Consider the following 17,102-nt stretch of genomic DNA (forward strand, 5'->3'; position numbering starts at 1 on the left):
GCTCGCGCACACATCGACGGTGCCGCGTTCCGGTGCTAACTCGCCCGCCCGATGCCGCGCCGTGACGATCTGAGAAAGATCCTGCTGATCGGCTCTGGTCCCATCATCATCGGACAAGCGTGCGAGTTCGACTACTCGGGAACGCAGGGCGCGAAGGCGCTCGCGGCCGAGGGGTACGAGGTCATCCTCGTCAATTCGAACCCGGCGACGATCATGACGGACCCGGAGCTCGCGTACCGCACGTACGTGGAGCCGCTCGACGTACCGACGTTGACGGCGATCCTCGAACACGAGCGGCCCGACGCGATTCTGCCGACGCTTGGGGGTCAAACGGCCTTGAACCTGGCGCTCGCGCTCGACGCGGAAGGCGTGCTCGCGCGGCTCGGGATCGAGCTCATCGGCGCGAGCCCCGCGGCGATCCGCAAGGCCGAGGATCGCGCGCTGTTCAAGGCGGCGATGGAGCGCATCGGGCTCACGTGCCCGAGGTCGGGACACGTGAAGAGCGTGGAGGAGGCGCGCGCGCTGGCCGAGACGTCGGGGCCCTGGGGCGCGCCGCTCGGGTATCCCGTGATCGTGCGGCCGAGCTTCACGCTCGGGGGTTCGGGCGGCGGGATCGCGTTCCGGCCGGAGGAGCTCGATGCGAAGGTGCGCTGGGCGATCGAGCAGTCGCCGACGCACGAGACCCTGATCGAGGAGAGCGTGCTCGGCTGGAAAGAGTTCGAGCTCGAAGTGATCCGCGACAAGGCGGACAACTTCATCGTGATCTGCTCGATCGAGAACATCGATCCGATGGGCGTGCACACGGGCGACTCGATCACGTGCGCGCCCTCGATGACGCTGACCGATCGCGAGTACCAGCGGCTCCGGAACGCGGCGCGCGCGGTGATGACGGAGATCGGGGTGGAGACGGGCGGATCGAACGTCCAGTTCGCGGTGAACCCCGAGGACGGTCGGTTCGTGGTGATCGAGATGAACCCGCGCGTGTCGCGATCGAGCGCGCTCGCGTCGAAGGCGACGGGGTATCCGATCGCGAAGATCGCGGCGAAGCTCGCCGTGGGCTACCGGCTCGACGAGCTGACGAACGACATCACGGGCACGAGCGCGGCGTTCGAGCCGACGATCGACTACGTGGTCGTGAAGTGGCCGCGCTTCGCCTTCGAAAAATTCCCCGGCGCGGATCGGCGGCTCGGGCCGCAGATGAAGAGCGTCGGCGAGGTGATGTCGATCGGGCGCACGTTCGCCGAGGCGCTGCAGAAGGCGGCGCGCTCGCTGGAGATCGGGCGTGATGGCCTGGAGTCGCTGCTCGGCAAGGTCGACTACCGGCAGCTAGGCAGTGACCCGAACCAAGCGCGCGACATGTTGATGGACGCGCCGCGCGAGCCCTCGGTGCCCGTGGAGATGCCGCCGGCGAGCCACGAGGATCTGGTCGCTGCGCTGGAGAAGATCGTCGGCGTGCCCGTCGCCGATCGCCTCTTCTACGTGGCGGACGCGGTGCGGCTCGGGATCCCGCTGGAGTCGCTGTACGAGGCGACGCGCATCGATCGCTGGTTCCTGTCGCAGATCGATCGGCTCGTGCGGTTCGAGCGGATGCTCGCGGAGGTCGCGAAGGAGAAGGGCACGCTCGACGAGGGCACGCTGCGTGATGCGAAGCGGCTCGGGTTCTCGGATCGGGCGATCGCGCGGCACGTCGGGCGGACGGAGGACGAGGTGCGCGCGCTTCGGATGACGCTCGGCGTGCGCGCGGTGTTCGGCCGTGTCGACACGTGCGCGGCGGAGTTTGTGGCGAAGACGCCGTACCTCTACTCGACGTACGAGCACGAGAGCGAAGCCGCGCCGAGCGGACGGCGCAAGGTGATCATCCTGGGCGGCGGTCCGAACCGGATCGGGCAGGGGATCGAGTTCGACTACTGCTGCGTGCACGCGGCCTTCGCGCTGCGGGACCTCGGGTTCGAGACCATCATGGTCAACTGCAACCCGGAGACGGTTTCGACCGACTACGACACGTCCGACCGGCTCTACTTCGAGCCGCTCACGTTCGAGGACGTGCTCTCGATCTGCGACGAGGAGCGCAAGGACGGCGAGCTCGTCGGCGTCGTGGTGCAGTACGGCGGGCAGACGCCGCTAAAGCTCTCGGTGCCGCTCGCGCGCGCCGGCATCCCGATCCTCGGCACGCCCGCGGACGCGATCGATCGCGCAGAGGATCGAGGTCGCTTCGACGCGCTGCTCACGAAGCTTGGCCTGAAGCGTCCGCGCGCGGCGGTGGCGTCGAGCGTCGAGGAGGCGATCGGGGCGGCGCGATCGATCGGCTACCCCGTGCTCGTGCGGCCTTCGTACGTGCTCGGCGGGCGCGCGATGATGATCTGCCACGAGGAGAAGGAGCTCGAGGCGTACATCCACGCGGCGGTCGAGGCCGCGCGCGAGGCCGGCACGCACACGATCCTCGTGGACGAGTTCTTGAAGGACGCGATCGAGGTGGACGTCGACGCGCTCGGCGACGGCCGTGAGGTCGTGATCGGCGGCGTGATGCAGCACATCGAGGAGGCCGGGATCCACTCGGGCGACTCGTCGTGTGTGTTGCCGCCGCATTCGCTGCCGCTCGAGGTGGTGGCGTCGATCGAGGAGCAGTCGCGGCAGCTAGCGCTGGAGCTCGGCGTCATCGGTCTGATGAACGTGCAATTCGCGGTGAAGGGCGGGGCGATCTACGTCCTCGAGGTGAACCCGCGCGCGTCGCGCACGGTGCCCTTCGTGTCGAAGGCGACGGGCCGGCCGCTCGCGAAGATCGCGGCGCAGGTGATGGCGGGCAAGTCGCTCGCGGAGCTCGGCATCACGGACGGCGTGATGCCGCAACACGTGGCCGTGAAGGAGTCCGTCTTCCCGTTCGCGAAGTTCCCGGGCGTCGATACGCAGCTCGGTCCGGAGATGCGATCGACGGGCGAGGTGATGGGCATCGCGCCGACGTTCGCGCACGCGTTCGGCAAGGCGCTGCGGGCCTCGGGCATGCAGCTCCCGAACAAGGGATGCGCGTTCATCTCGGTGAAGAACGACGACAAACCCGCGGCGTGTGTCATCGCGCGGCGGCTGCGCGCGCTCGGCTTCACGATCCTCGCGACGAGCGGGACGGCGCAGGCGCTCGCCCGCGCGCGGATCCCCGCGACGCTCATCAACAAAGTGAACGAGGGTTCGCCGCACGTCGTCGACGCGATGAAGGCAGGCGAGGTCTCGCTCGTCGTGAACACCACGGTCGGCGCGCGGTCGATCCGCGACAGCTACCCGATCCGGCGGAATGCTTTGCTCGCCAACGTTCCGTACTTCACGACGATGGCGGCCGCGATGGCTGTGATCGATGTCATGGAGGCGAGCGCGCACGACGCGCGTGCTTCGTACCGAGTCCGCTCGCTCCAGGAGTGGAACCCGTCGTCCTGAGAGGCCGCGAGGGCCGCCGGTGTTCGATGCGCCGGCGGCCTACGTGCCGTTCGGATCGTTCGTGTCGTTCTCGTTCGTGTCGTTCGCGCCGTCGTGGGTCTCGTCCGACGGTTCGCGGCGCTCGCGCGGCGTCAGCGCGGCCGTGAGGGCCACGGCGAGCGCGCCGACGACGACGCTCCCGTAGAAGAGGATGTCGATGGCGCTGCCCGCGGACGAGCAGTTCGCGCCCGGGCCGAGGCGCACCGCGAGCACGCCTTCGGGTAGCTTCGGCGGCCCCTCCGGCGTGCTCGCGCGTTCGGTCACTTGCCCACCACGATGCGCTGGCCGAAGGCGCGATCGACGGCCTCGCAGAAGGAGCGGAACGCCTCGTACTCGGCCGGCGTGACGCGCGCCTTCTTGAAGGACAAGCCCGTCCGCACGGTGACCTTGCCCGGCGCTTGCTCGACCGTGACGTGGAACGCGCCGAACGGCGTGTCGAGCTTCTGCGCCGTGGGCGCTGCGCGGACCTTCATGCCCGCGGGCACCTTGATGACCCACTCTTCTTCACGGCTCGTGAGCGCCGTGAGCGTGACATCGAGCGTGCGTTTCGACGAAGGCGCGAGCTCGGCGACGAGGCGCGGCGTGATGCTGGCGGGCACGCTGAGCGCGTCGCCCTCGCGCCGCGCGAAGCTCGTGGCCTTGCCGCGGGCGCGGATCTTCACGGCCTGCTCCACGTCGTCGAGGTCGCTCGTCTCCACGCCCGCGCGGCCCTTTTCGAGCTCGATCGGGCCGAAGTCCGAGGCGAGGTCCTGCGACGCGCGTTCGTTGCGCGTGCCCTCGGCGAGGTACCGCCTGCGCCAGTCGGGCGCGTACGCGCCGGTCACCTGCACGTCCGACACGAGCTGCGCGGAGCCACCGTCCGCGAGCGTCACCTCGACGTGGCGGCGCGTGAGCGACTGCTCCGGCGGCGGCTGCGGCAGCCGCACGAGCTTGGGTTTGCCCTCGTTGACGAGCAGACCGATCGCCGCGCGATCCATTACGGGCAGCTCCATCGAGCCCGTGTGCTCGGCCGTGCCGTCGAGGTAGAGGTCCATCGACGGCACGTAGACGATCGCGTGATCGAAGGGTGCGAGGCTCGCGGGCTCGGGGGCGATGTCGCCGCGCATGCGCGTGCGGAGCAGGACGATCGTCGAGTTGATGCCGAGTTCGCGCAGCATCGTGACAATCAAGGTCGCCTTGTCCTTGCAGTCGCCCCAGCCACGCGCGAGCGTCTGCGCGGCGCGGCGCGGCCGGATGCCCTCGATGCCGAACTCGAGCGCGACGTAGCGCGTCTGCGTGGCGAACTTGTAGATCGCCTTTACCTTCGCGGCGTCGTCGGTCAGGCCCTTCGTGAGCTCGCGGGCGCGCTTGCGCACCTCGTCGTCGACGTCGAACTGCTCGCGCGCGAGGCCCCAGTACCACGCGCCCACCGCGTCCCACGTGTCGAACGTGGAGACGTGCACCGTGCCGAGCACCTCGGACCACGGCGGCATGTTGGGCTCGGGCGCGAGCGCCGGGACGTTCGTCCCCGTGAAGCGATAGATGCGTTTGTCGCCGTCCTCCTTCACATCCTCGACGAGCCCGGGGAGCCGGTCGGTGCGGATGAAGAAGCGGCGCGCCTTCGGCGTGATGAGGACGTACTCGCTGCTCGCGATGGGGTGATCGTTCTGGAGGTACTGGACCTCGCCGAAGTAGTCGGACCTCTCGTTGCGCGGCGCGACGTCCTCCACGCGGTAGCGCAGCTCGACGACGTCGCCCGCGTTGAGGCGCGGGAAGAGGACGACGAACGCGCGCTGCGACGTGTACATCGAGATCGCGGGGTTGTCGGCGGCGCCCTCGCCGCTCTCGATCGCCTCGTCGATCTTGCCGTTCGCGCGGTAGACGCGCGCGGCGCGCAGATCGACGGTCTGGCGGTCGGCCTCGTAGGCGAAGTCGTACTGGCGCGCGGATGCGGCGCTCTCGTCGGTGAGCGGCTGGAAGACGACCTGGTGGAAACGGCTCGCGAGGCCGTTCGGGTAGACCGTCGTCACCGTGAGGTTGCGCATGAAGCGCATCGGGTAGCCCTGCGCGGGCTCCTTGCGCATCGGCAGGAACTTCTCGGGTGCCCACGCGTACGCCTCGTCGGCGCGTGGCGCCTTCGGCTCGATGTGCTCGACGTACTCGCGCACCTCCTTCGCCTGCGGGACGATCGTGAGGATTTGCCGCAAGAGGTCGAGCTGCTTGTCGCGATCGCCTTCCTCTCCGTAGAGATCGGAGAGCGCGCGCAGCGTCTGGACGTCCTCGGGCGCCATCGCGAGCGCCTGCTGATACGTCGCGAGCGCGCGGTCCTTCTGGCCGAGCGCGCGGTACGTGCGCGCCGCGAGGCCACGCGCCCACGCCGAGCCTGCGTCGACGCCGAGGAAGCGGTTCAGCCATCGCTCCGCGCCTGCGGCATCACGGCGCGCCACCGCGAGCTCCACCTTCTGGCTCAGGAATTCGGCGTCGTCGAAGCGCAGCGCGGCATATCGCGCCTCGACCTCCTCGGCCTCGGTGTCACGACCGAGCGAACGAAGTTGCGCGGCGAGCGCGGAGAGGAGCGAGACGCAGCGCGGGTTCTTCTGCACCGCCTTCTCGAGCATGCCGAGCGCGGTGCGCTTGAGGCCCGCCTCGATGGAGAGCTCCACCAGGCCGAGCGTGCCGCCGAGGTTGTCCGGGTCGAGCGCGAGGATGCGCTCGTAGATCGGCACCGCGTCGCGCCAGTTCGCTCCCGTGCGCGCGAGGTGCGCCTCCGAGAGCAGGACGTCGAGCTTCTCCTCGTTCGTCTTCGCGAGCGTGCTCGCGCGTTCGACCCACGAGCGTCGCTGGTTTCGATCTTCGGCGAGCTCGCCGGCGAGCAAGAGCCTCGGTACCGTCGGCTCGGCCTCGGCGGCGCGGCGCGCGAGGTCGCGTGCCTTGTGCTCGGCCTTCGGATCGCCGCCGGTGATCGCGAGGTACCGCGCGTACTGCTCCAGCGCGGCGGGCGCGGGGCTCTTGCCGGATGTGAGCGCTTCGAACGCCTGCACGGGCCCGACGACGCCGCGGCCTTGCTCCTTCGGCTCCTTCGTCTTCGCGCGCTCCTTCATCGCGGCGGCGGCTTCGGTGCTCGCTTCGAGGTCCGCGCGCACCTCGACATCGAGGTCGGGCTTGCCGGTCTCGTCGCCGATGCGCAGTGCGAACTTCGGAGCTTCCTCGTCGCCGCAAACCTTCACCGTGATGCGGCTGAACGTCGGGCGCAGCGTCACGGTCGTCGCGAGCCTGTCGATGTCGAGCTCGCGATACGCCCCGTCTTCGAGGATCTTCTCGCCGTCGTAGGAGAGCTTGAACGCGCCCGCGGAGCCCATCCACAGCGTTGCCTTGCGTGCCTTCGTGCCGGGGCGCGTGCGGACGAACGTCGTCGCGTAGCCGCAGACCGACTCGCGCGGGCGCAGGATGTCGCCGAAGTCGAACCACCCGTACGACGACATCGTCGGCGGCACGCGCCAGCGCACGGCGCGCTCCTTTCCTTCGTACGCGCGGCCCGCGGGGATCGCCTCGCTGAGCTCCGCTTCGGGCTGGTAGTCGAGCGCGAAGCCCGTCTTGTTGTCGTTGTCGAAGGGGCCGACGGTCATGTATCGGCCGACGAACCCGAGCTTTTCGATGCGCGCGAGCGCGCCTTCGAGGTCACCGCGGCGCCGCCTCGCGTACGCGCCGAGCAGCTCCGCGTAGACACGCACGGGCGCGGGGAGCGCCTTGTTCTCCGTCGCCGCGACGATCGCCTCCTCGACGTGCGTCGGGTCCGCGCGATCCCACGTTCGCCAGAGGTCACGCAGCGCCGTGTAGGCGGCGGGGCCCTTCGCGGAGGCGATCGCGGCGCTCGCTTCGAGCACGTCGGGGTGGATCGTCCCGCCCTCTGCGCTCGCCGGGTGCGTCGGGGCGGTCGCGCAGCAGGCGAAAGTCAACGCGAGGGCGAACCGTGCCTTCGCGCGTGTCGCGCGATCCAGGAGAGCACCACGTTTCCGAGCCATCGTCGGGCTATCCCGTGCCATGACCGGCTGGTCAAGGGGAGGACGCGGCCCGCTCCAGCGAGCTTCACGACCGTGCGGACGCGGGTGCGTCGCGCTGTGTGGAAGGCGGCTTTTTCGAGGCTTTTTTGTGAGTTGTCGCGGGAAACGCTTGATGTGCGTGGGATGGGGTGGTCATCCACATTACCAGCCTTCGCGATCCTCACGGGGGGCCATGGTGCGGAGGCGCTCCGGGTTTGGCGCTCGTGGAGGGGTCGGGCAGGAATCTGCGCGTTCGTTCCGAAAGGCCACCTTGCTCCGCGACGCCTGCTTCGGATAGAACCATCGCTGCACGCGTCGAATGTGCGCCCGTGCGAAGAGCTCGAGCGGGTGCGCGAGGGTGGCTCTCCCGCGCCGTCATTTGGGGACGGGGCCCTCCGGCGGATCCGGCGGAACGAAAGCACTCTAGGCAACGAGACGAAGACCCCATCGCGGAAGCGCTGGCGGAGGAACGATGGTCAATCCTCAGATGGTGATGTACGAGGAGGAGTTCAATCAGATCCAGAATGTCGTGGATCGCCTCGTCAAGGACGCCAATGCGAAGGTCGTTTTCATCGTTGACAAGAACGGGCAGCTGATCGCTGCGAGCGGCGACGTGGACAACCTCGACACCACGTCGCTCGCGTCGCTGACGGCCGGCAACATCGCGGCCACCGGCGGGATGGCGAAGCTCCTCAAGGAGAACGAGTTCGCGACTCAGTTCCACGAGGGCGAGAAGGCGAACATCCACATCCAGCTCGTCGGCAACCGCGTCATCCTCGTGGTGATCTTCGACTCCAAGTCCAGCCTGGGCCTCGTGCGGTTGCGCGTTCGCCGGGCGAGCGAGGAGCTGAACAACATCTTCGAGGCGCTCTTGAAGAAGGTCGCGGATCCCGGCGCCGATTCTCCGTTCGCCGAGATCACCGACGAAGACATCGACAACCTCTTCAACGACTAGGAGCGCGCGCGATGAGCTTCATCAACTACATGGCGCGCGAGATCAACTGCAAGATCGTCTATTACGGCCCGGGTTTGTGCGGGAAGACGACGAACTTGCAGTACATCTACGAGCGCACGAACCCCGACGCGAAGGGGAAGATGATCTCGCTTGCGACCGAGACGGATCGCACGCTCTTCTTCGACTTCCTGCCGCTCGCGCTAGGCGAGATTCGCGGCTTCAAGACGCGGTTCCACCTCTACACGGTGCCCGGTCAGGTCTTCTACGACGCGAGCCGCAAGCTCATCTTGAAGGGCGTCGACGGCGTCGTGTTCGTGGCCGACTCGCAGGTCGAGCGCATGGAAGCGAACGAGGAGTCCGTCGAGAACCTCAAGACGAACCTCGAGGAGCAGGGCTACAAGCTCGAGAAGATCCCGTACGTCATCCAGTACAACAAGCGGGACCTGCCCGAGGTCGCCACCGTCGAGGAGCTTCGCCAGAAGCTCAACCCGATGAACGTCCCTGACTACGAGGGCGTCGCGCGTACCGGCGTTGGCGTGTTCGACACGCTGAAGGCCGTCGCCAAGCTCGTCCTCACCGAGCTGCGCAAGGGCGGCCCCTAGCAGGCTGCCGACAAACTAGTTGCGCGCCCTGGATCGTGGGTCGTCGTCTTCGGAGTACGGAAGTATTCCTGCGTCCTCCTCCCTAGCTCCAGGGCGTTTGCAGCGTTTCTCGACAGCCTGCTGATACGCCTCGATCTCCTTCGACGCTGCATGCGTGAGGGAGTCGAGGCATTTGCGTTCCATGACGACAAAATGCCGAACGGCCGAAGGTCTCTCGTGGAGACGTCTTCGGCCGTTGGCGTTGGGCAGAGCCCGGGGGGCTTACCCGCGCTGGTAGATCCGGTTGCGGCGACCCTTGTTCTTCGCCTTCAACTTTGCGCGGTAGCGCTTCGACTTGCTGCGGTTGGTCTTCCGAGGACCCTTCGAGAGCATCAGGAACATGAGCCGACTTCCTCGTCTTGCGCGGCGCGATGGACGGCCGCTCCTGTAGGGAGGGCGGGAAGGTAGGCCATGTTCGGTCGAAGTTCAAACGAGATCGCGAAGTTTTCACGCAAGGTCGAGGTCGTCTGCGAAAGACGGCCTTCGCGGTAGACTCGCCGTCGATGCCGAGATCGCCCACGCCGTCACGTCCCCGCAGGGCTTTGCCCAGGGCGATCACGCGGGTGCGTCTCGGTGCAGCCGGGGTCCTGGCGCTCGTGACGGCCTCGTGCGGCGCGAGCATCAACGCCGTGTACGAGGGCGATGTGCGCTTCGAGCATTGCATGGCGCTCGACATGGAGAAGCACGTCAAGCCCACGATCCGGAAGGCGTGCTGGGAAGAGTGGACGAAGTTCTACACGTTCGGACAGACGCGTGATCGCGTGGAGTACGCGAAGCTGCGCATGAAGCAGCTCAGCGGCGCGAGCGACTTCGAAGAGTCGGACCTCGGCACGGAGGAGCCGCGCGTGGCGTCCGCCGTGCCCGAGCCGACGACCGCGCTCGCGCCGCCGCCGATGATGCTCGCAGTGGACGCAGGGACGTCGGGACCAGCGGCCGACGCGTCCGCGGATGCAGCGACGGACACGTCGTCGGCGCCGCCCGGATCCACCTGCGCGGCGGCCTGCGAAGCGACGTGGAACGAGTGCAAGGCGGGCTGCACGACGGCGACGTGCGAGCGCGGATGCACGGGGCAGTACAAGCGCTGCATGCGCAAGTGCTTCTGAGCACGGACGCAGCGGCAAAAAGACCCGGAATGTTGACGTTTTGCTAGGCGTATGGGTATCGGCAAACGAGATGACGTCGCTGCCCGCATACGAGGACGGGGTGGCTCCCCATGAGGGGGGGCGAGGTGCAATTCGGGTGTTGAAGCCGCGCAGGGCCGCACCCGCAGACGCCGTGAGGCCGACGCGCGCCGAGGTGAACCTCGCGCACTTGCGGCACAACTACCGCGTCCTCGAGAAGATGTTCGGCGACGGCAAGACGAAGCCGGCGATCTGGGGCGTGCTCAAGGCCGACGCGTACGGGCACGGCTCGGCGGCCGTCGCGCGTACGCTCGAGCGCGCCGGGATGCCGGGCCTGTGCGTGGCGCTGCTCGAAGAGGCGATCGAGCTCCGGGACGCGGGGATCCGCGTGCCGATCCTGGTGATGGGCGGCTACTACGGGCCGCGGCGCGAGGGGCTGGAGGAGATCCTCGCGCGCGATCTCGTGCCGGTCGTCTACGACGCCGGGCAGATCGAGCGCATCGCGACGCTCGCGCGGTACGAGAGCGAAGGTCGGCCCGTGCGCGTGCACCTGAAGGTGGACACGGGCATGGGGCGGCTCGGCGTGACAATGTCGGAGCTCGACGACGTGCTCGACGCGTTCGACGGTCGGCCGGAGGTGCAGCTCGACGGGCTGATGACGCACCTCGCGTGCGCGGACGGCGACGATCTCGGGCCGACGATGGAGCAACTCGCGCGGTTCGCGGAGGCGCGAGGTCGCGTGCGGGCGCGCGGGTTTTCGCCGCGGTTCGTGCACGCAGCGAACAGCGCGGGCGCGATGCGGCTCTCGGAGGCGCGCTTCGATGCGGTGCGGCCGGGCGTCGCGCTCTTCGGCGTGTCGCCGGTGCCCGGGCTCGCGCCGGAGCTCAAGCCGGTGATCCGGGTGCGGACGGAGGTCGTCGCGCTGCGTACGGTCGAGGCAGGTGAGCCGATCGGCTACGGGTACACGTGGCGGGCGCCGCGGCGGAGCGTGATCGCGACCGTGCCGATGGGCTACGCGGATGGCCTCGATCGGAAGCTTTCGAACCGCGGACACGCGCTGGTGCGCGGGCGGCGCGTGCCGATGGTGGGCACGATGTCGATGGACCTGACGATGCTCGACATGACGGAGATCCCGGGCGCGCGCATCAGCGACGAGGTCGTGTTCCTCGGGCAGCAGGAGGGCGCGCTCGGGCGCGACGTCATCACGGCGGAGGAGATCGCCGAGACGACGGGCACGATCCCGTGGGAGGTGCTGACGAGCATCTCGCGGCGCGTCCCGCGGTTCTATCGCGAGCCCTGACGATCGAGAGCGCCTGGCCCGGTCCTGCTACGATCGGGTGTGATGGACACGCGCGCGCTTCGTTCGGCTCGGGGGATCGTGGCCTCGTTGGTGTTGCTCGGCGCGTGGGGGGCAGCGTCGGCGATCGGAGGGTGTTCGACGAAGGACGACGCCTTGCCGCCGCGCCCGCCGCGTCCCGTGGCCGACGCGGGCGGCGAAGACGGCCTCGACGGCGGTGGAGGCGGGCCGCCGGCGCCCGACGCGGGCGGCTATTGCGGCAACGATGTGCACCAGGCGATCGTCGACGCGCCGAACCTCTACTTCGTGCTCGACGCGTCGGGGAGCATGAACGCGTCCGTGCCTGGAGGAACACGCTACGGCGCGGTGCGGGCCGCGGTCGTGGGGCTCGTGCGCAAGCTCGGGCCGCTCGTGAAGGTGGGCGCGGCGCTCCTGCCGGCGCAGGGGTCGAATCAGGACCAATGTGCGGCGGGGAAGCAGGTCTTTCCGGTGACGCAGGGCGATCCGATCACGGGCGAAGACGGCCCCACGACCACGGGGATCCGCCTGACGACCGCGACGAACCCGGTCGGAGGGACGCCGATCTCGCCGACGCTCGAAGCGCTCACGCCGACGCTGCTCGCGCTCGAAGGCAAGACGTACGTGATCCTCGCGACGGACGGAGGTCCGAACTGCAACGAATCGGCGTCGTGCGAGATCGGGGACTGCCAGCCGAACTTCGAGGGCGACGAGGCATGCCTGTCCATGGGGACGAACTGCTGCGCGCCCGGACAGCTTTGGGGTCCAACGTTCTGCGTGGACGAACCCGCGACCGTGGCCGCGATCGAGGCTTTGCGTGCGGGTGGGATCGAGGTCTTCGTCGTGGGGATCCCGGGCAGCGAGGCGTATGCGGGTGTGCTCGACGCGATGGCGATCGCGGGCGGATCGACGAAGGACAAGGCGCCGTTTTACTACCCGGTGAGCGAGCTCGGATCCCTCGGCGACGTGCTCGCGGAGATCGCGGCGGTCGCCGTGACGTGCGAGTTCGAGATCGTGGATCCGCCGGACGAAGAGGGCATGACGAACGTGTACCTGGACGATGAGGTCTTGCCGTACAACGATCCCGATGGCTGGATCTGGAAGCCGCCGTCGAGCGTGCGGCTGCTCGGCAAGGCTTGCGAGCGGCTGCAGGGCGGGCAAGTGAAGCAAGTGCAGATCGTGAGTGGTTGCCCGACGGAAGTGCCGAAGTGAGCGAGCGTCTGCAGGTGTCGGTGACGCGCATCGAGCGCGAGGTCGAGGACGCGGAGGAGCTCGCGGCCATCGCGCGGGCGGCGTTCGCGGGCCCGTCGTTCTCGCCGGTGGACGAGCTCGAACGTCCCTGGGCGCGTGTGTGGGTCGCGCGGGGCGGGGCGCCGAGCGAAGCGCCGCGGGCGCTCGGGTTCCTCGTCGCGTGGCACGTCGTGGACGAGCTTCACGTGCTCAACGTCGCGACGGCGCCGGAGGTCCGGCGGCGTGGGATCGGGGCGGTGCTCGTGGAGACGGCGCTCGCGTTCGCGGTGGAGAGCGGCGTGCGGCTCGTGCTGCTCGAAGTGCGGCGCTCGAACGAGCCTGCGATTCGGCTCTACGAGAAGTTCGGCTTCGTCGTGTCGGGGGTGCGGGAGAAGTACTACGCGGACAACGACGAGGATGCGCTGGAGATGCAGCGCATCCTCGCGTAGCGAGTTCGCCTCGGGGGGGGAATCGGCCGGGCTCTACCTGGCCGAGAGGGGGACGCGAGGCGTCCCCCTCGGGACAAGACGCTAGCGCCGGAACGGGTTTGGGAACCGCTCCTTCGGCTTGTCGACGTAGTTGCCGCCGCCGGGCGCCGCGATGCGCGTGCCCGAGATCCTGAGCGGGTTCAGGAGCAGCGGCCGCAGGAGCGCCTTCGCCTTCTCGTCGAGCGGCTGCAGGAAGGCTTCGACCTTCTTCGCGACGTCCGAGAGCTGCTCGCTCAGGTTGATCATGTCCGTCGACGTCGGCGGCGCCGGGATGTCCTGCATGACCCGGCGCAGCTCCGTGATGCTGTCGAGGTACTTCTGCAGCGGCGTGTCCGTGATCGGCTGGCCCGGGCGCGTGTTCTCGGGCGGCACGCCGAACGAGATGAGGGCCGCGAACGAGGGCGGCACCGTGCTCGGGCGCTCACCCATCTTCGTCACGTCGACGTTCGTGGTGATGCGCAGGCCGCCGGTCTTCTGCGAAAACTGCTGCTGGAGCTTCGTGTTGAACATCTTGTTCAACTCGTCCTTGTTCACGCTTGGACCGTCGCCCTTCTTGTACTTCTTCCACTGCGTGTGGTCCTCGACCGCGCGCAGGATCTGCAGGTACGGGTAGGGCGTGTTGAGCAGGATGTTGTAGAGGTCGAGCGCCTCTTTCACGGTCGAGGGCGGGGTGATCGTGATGTCGGCGAGGAAGTCGCTCCACTGCTCGATGTAGCGCTGGTCGTAGTCCTCCGAGAGGCGCTTCAGGTTCGTCGGGATCTTGTCGATCGCCTCGTCGGGCCCGAGTGGCGCCACCCATTGCTCGCTGAGCAGGAGCGCCTCGGCGTTCGCCACGTTGAGGACCACGATGTAGTGGCCCTTGTCCGTGTAGGGGCCCTCGACGTCCTTGAAGCGTTTGTCCTTCTGGTACCGCGCGCTCTGGATGAACTTCGTCGCGTTCGGGCGGTCGACGAAGAGGTCGGCGAGGCTGAGCGGCGGGTACTTGCGGTTCTCTTTGCGATCGTCGCCGGCCTCGTCGTACCGCTCGTCGTTCAGGCTGTTGACGAAGAGCTCGTAGTAACGGTCCTGCACCGGGACGGACTGAAGTGTCTTGCGGACGTTCTCCACGAGGGCCTTGTCCGCGGGCAGCGGGAGGACCTTCTTGTCTTTGACGAGCTCCAGGTAGTACCGCACGTGCTTGGCGAGCCGCTCCTTGAGCTCGTACTCCGGCATCGTGCTGTTCGTGGCCTTCAGCAGTTCGGCCCAGAGGCCCGTGAGACGGCCCGTTTCCCAGTCGACGTCGAGGTTCGCGACGTCGCTCATCATGAGGTACGTCTTCAGGTCGGTGCGCTCGCGGAGGTACTGCTTGCCCTTCGCGTTCTTGAGCCGATCCTCGAGCTTCGTTTTGCAGGGCAGGACGAAGCCTGTCTGCAAGAGCGCGACGTACGCGGTGACGGCGGGGCGGTAGATCTCCTCGCCGCGGTACATGCCCCAGCCGTAGCTGAGCGGCAGGTTGGTACGGAAGTCGTCGAGCTCCTTCAGGCGCGCGTAGACGGGGTCGAGCTGCTCGAGCTTCGGACCCGGCTCGCCTTCGCCCCAGTTGATCTTCATCGCGTTCTCCACGCGCTCCTGCGTGGAGAACATGAGCTCGCGGTTCTGGGCGAAGGAGCGGATGCTCGGGATGGAGAGGATCAGGCCGAGCGTGAAGGCGGCAGCGCTCACCGCGATGCGCATGATCTTCTGCCGCTTGATCTCGGCCGCGCTGCGCGAGGCGACGTCGCCGTCGGGGAAGACGACGTTCATGAAGACGTCGTGGAGGAAGTAACTCTTCGACTCGGTGACCTGCTGCGCTGCGGTCTCCGGCGGGCGGATGCCCATCGCGTGGCCCATGCGCGCGAGCACGCGGTCGAGCGGACGACCTTCCTGCGTGCCGCTCGTGAAGTAGAAGCCGCGGAAGAGCGGCGTGCCCTGGAAGGCGTTCACCGCGAAGATCGTCTGCACGAGCTCGGTGAGGTTGCGCTTGATGCCCGCGAACTCGAGCGGGAACTGGTAGATGCGCTCGCGCGCCTCACGGTTTCGCTCCTGCGCGAGGCGCTTCAGCGAGCGGGCGTGGACCTTCTGGACGAGCGTGTCGAACTCGCGCTCGAAGAGCTGCTGGGGGTTCGACTTGTTCTCGGTGAGCTTGACCGTTGCGCCCCAGGCCTGCGCGCGGTCGCTCTTGCGGATGTCGCCGAAGAACTCGATGAAGCCGGCGATGAGGTCGCACTTCGTGAAGAGCACGTAGACGGGCACGACCATCTGGAGCTGGGTCATGACCTCGTCGATACGGGCGCGTAGCTTCTTGCCGGTCGACTCGATCTGCTGCTCGGAGGCGTCGATGAGCTCGGCGATGCTGATGGCCACGAGCACGCCGTTGATCGGCTTGCGGCTGCGGTAGCGCTTGAGCATCTGAAGGAAGGAGATCCACTCGTCGTGGTCGTCGCCCTCCGTCGTGTAGCGGCCCGCGGTGTCGAGCAGGATCGCCTCGTTCGTGAACCACCAGTCGCAGTTGCGGGTGCCGCCGACGCCGCGCACGCCGCCGCCGCGGGGATCGGCGAAGGGGAAGACGAGGCCGGAGTGCTTCAGCGCGGTCGTCTTGCCGGCGCCCGGAGGGCCGATGATCACGTACCAGGGCAGCGAGTAGAGCGCGGCCGCCCCGCCCTTCTTGTTCTTGCCGAGCTTCGAGGTCTTGAGGGCGTTGATGCCGCCCTGGACCTGCTTCTGGAGCTCCTGGATCTCGGCGCGCCGCTCGGGCCGCGCGTTGAGCGCCTGCTGCGCGCCTTGTTGCGCGATGGCGCGCTCGAGCGCGGAGGCGGCGCGGCTTGCCCGGATCCGGTTCCAGAGGAGCCGCACGACCGAGACGAGCACGATGAGCACCGTGCCGACGATCGGGAGCCAGAGCGGCAGCTTGAGGATGTACCAGAGCGCCCAGACGATCAGCGCGAGGAGCGCAGATAGAACCCACCACACGGTGGAGCGACCTTATCACGAGGGGCCGCCCTCGCTCCGCATCCTTCGGATCGAGGCCGTCTTCGCAGGAAGACGTGTGTTCAGGAGTAGTCGTCGGGCTCGAGGTGCGCGTCGGCCTCCATCCCCGCGGCCATGCGGCGGGCGCGGATGGCTTCGACGATGATCTCGACGACTTCCAGGTGCGTCGACGGGGCGTGGTACTCGGCGTCGGAGACGGGCGGGAGCAAGGCGAGGCGCTCGGCGACGGCCGCTCGGTCGTCCTCGTCGAGCTCGAGGAGCGCAGGGCCGAGGTCATCCGTGGGATCGGGGACGACGACTTCGTCCGGCGTCGCCTCGCTCTCCGCGGCCGCCTCCGCGCCCTCGTTCTCGTCGTCGTCCTCGTCTGCGTCGTCGCCCTTGCGCCCCTGGATCGGAGAAGCGTCACGCGGGGGCGTGGGGGGCAGATCGAGCGCGCGCGTGGCGAGCTCGATCGGACGGAGGATCAGGTAAACGGGCTCGAGCTCGACGCGCCACGAGCGCGGATCGTGCTCGTCTTCGAGGCGCCAGAAGCCCTGGAATTTGCGACGCGCGATCTCGCCGAGGTAGGCGCCGATGGCCTGCGCGAGGAGCGGGCGCGCCTCCTTGCGATCACGCGTCTCCTCGCGTGCTTTCTCGATGTAGTGATCGAGCACGGGCAAGGTCTCGGGTTCGAAGTCGAGCTTGAAGCCGATGGATCGCTCGACGAATCGAACGCAGGAGTCCGCGAGATCCTGAACCGCGCGCGGCGGCGGCGGCGTGAGGGGCGCGCTCGAACGTTCGATCGTGCCCTGCGTCATCGCCGATGGGATCGCGTGACCGTTGGTTTTGCCGTTGCTTTTCCCGTTCGTCCCTGTCACGCGAGCCT

At 68.2% G+C, this 17,102-nt stretch carries 11 protein-coding genes; 7 read left to right on the plus strand and 4 right to left on the minus strand.

Annotated features, from left to right (window positions below; all coding sequences use genetic code 11):
* Positions 1-51 precede the first annotated feature (51 nt).
* The gene (carB, locus tag E8A74_RS18265; protein ID WP_136930301.1) at positions 52-3,423 is read left to right on the plus strand and encodes a carbamoyl-phosphate synthase large subunit; all 3,372 of its coding nucleotides are present in this window, start codon (positions 52-54) and stop codon (positions 3,421-3,423) included.
* Positions 3,424-3,462: 39 nt separating this feature from the next.
* Here carB and E8A74_RS18270 read toward each other — a convergent pair whose 3' ends face one another.
* Both E8A74_RS18270 and E8A74_RS18275 read right to left on the minus strand, forming a co-directional pair.
* Positions 3,463-3,726, minus strand: coding sequence for a hypothetical protein (locus E8A74_RS18270; RefSeq protein WP_136930302.1), 264 nt, complete (start codon positions 3,724-3,726; stop codon positions 3,463-3,465).
* Positions 3,723-7,463, minus strand: coding sequence for a DUF3857 domain-containing protein (locus E8A74_RS18275; RefSeq protein WP_232379634.1), 3,741 nt, complete (start codon positions 7,461-7,463; stop codon positions 3,723-3,725). Before E8A74_RS18275 ends, E8A74_RS18270 begins: the two co-directional genes overlap by 4 nt.
* Positions 7,464-7,953: 490 nt before the next feature.
* Here E8A74_RS18275 and E8A74_RS18280 point away from each other — a divergent pair, with 490 nt between their 5' ends.
* The 6 genes from E8A74_RS18280 to rimI all read left to right on the plus strand — a co-directional run bounded on the left by E8A74_RS18280 (position 7,954) and on the right by rimI (position 13,192).
* Positions 7,954-8,436 carry a roadblock/LC7 domain-containing protein gene (locus E8A74_RS18280; RefSeq protein WP_136930304.1) on the plus strand — a complete coding sequence of 161 codons (483 nt, stop codon included), beginning with the start codon at positions 7,954-7,956 and terminating at the stop codon, positions 8,434-8,436.
* 11 nt (positions 8,437-8,447) lie between these two features.
* Positions 8,448-9,038 (plus strand): GTP-binding protein, encoded by a 591-nt coding sequence (locus tag E8A74_RS18285; protein ID WP_136930305.1) that lies wholly within the window; start codon positions 8,448-8,450, stop codon positions 9,036-9,038.
* A gap of 602 nt (positions 9,039-9,640) precedes the next feature.
* Positions 9,641-10,180: a hypothetical protein gene (locus tag E8A74_RS18290; protein WP_136930306.1), complete on the plus strand. Its 540-nt coding sequence runs from the start codon at positions 9,641-9,643 to the stop codon at positions 10,178-10,180.
* A gap of 172 nt (positions 10,181-10,352) precedes the next feature.
* A complete protein-coding gene (gene alr / locus E8A74_RS18295) occupies positions 10,353-11,498 on the plus strand; it encodes an alanine racemase (RefSeq protein ID WP_136930307.1) in 1,146 nt (381 codons plus the stop codon).
* Positions 11,499-11,540: 42 nt separating this feature from the next.
* Positions 11,541-12,725, plus strand: a complete 1,185-nt coding sequence (locus E8A74_RS18300) for a vWA domain-containing protein (protein ID WP_136930308.1) — start codon at positions 11,541-11,543, stop codon at positions 12,723-12,725.
* Positions 12,722-13,192, plus strand: coding sequence for a ribosomal protein S18-alanine N-acetyltransferase (rimI, locus tag E8A74_RS18305; protein ID WP_136930309.1), 471 nt, complete (start codon positions 12,722-12,724; stop codon positions 13,190-13,192). The genes E8A74_RS18300 and rimI overlap by 4 nt, the downstream gene beginning before the upstream one ends.
* 81 nt (positions 13,193-13,273) lie before the next feature.
* On the opposite strand, the gene tssM is transcribed toward rimI, so the two are convergent.
* Positions 13,274-16,219, minus strand: a complete 2,946-nt coding sequence (tssM, locus tag E8A74_RS18310) for a type VI secretion system membrane subunit TssM (protein ID WP_136930310.1) — start codon at positions 16,217-16,219, stop codon at positions 13,274-13,276.
* 80 nt (positions 16,220-16,299) lie between these two features.
* Entirely contained in the window at positions 16,300-17,094 is a 795-nt protein-coding gene (locus E8A74_RS18315; RefSeq protein ID WP_232379635.1) for a hypothetical protein, read from the minus strand.
* Positions 17,095-17,102: the final 8 nt, after the last annotated feature.

Source organism: Polyangium fumosum (assembly GCF_005144585.1).
Lineage (GTDB): Bacteria > Myxococcota_A > Polyangia > Polyangiales > Polyangiaceae > Polyangium > Polyangium fumosum.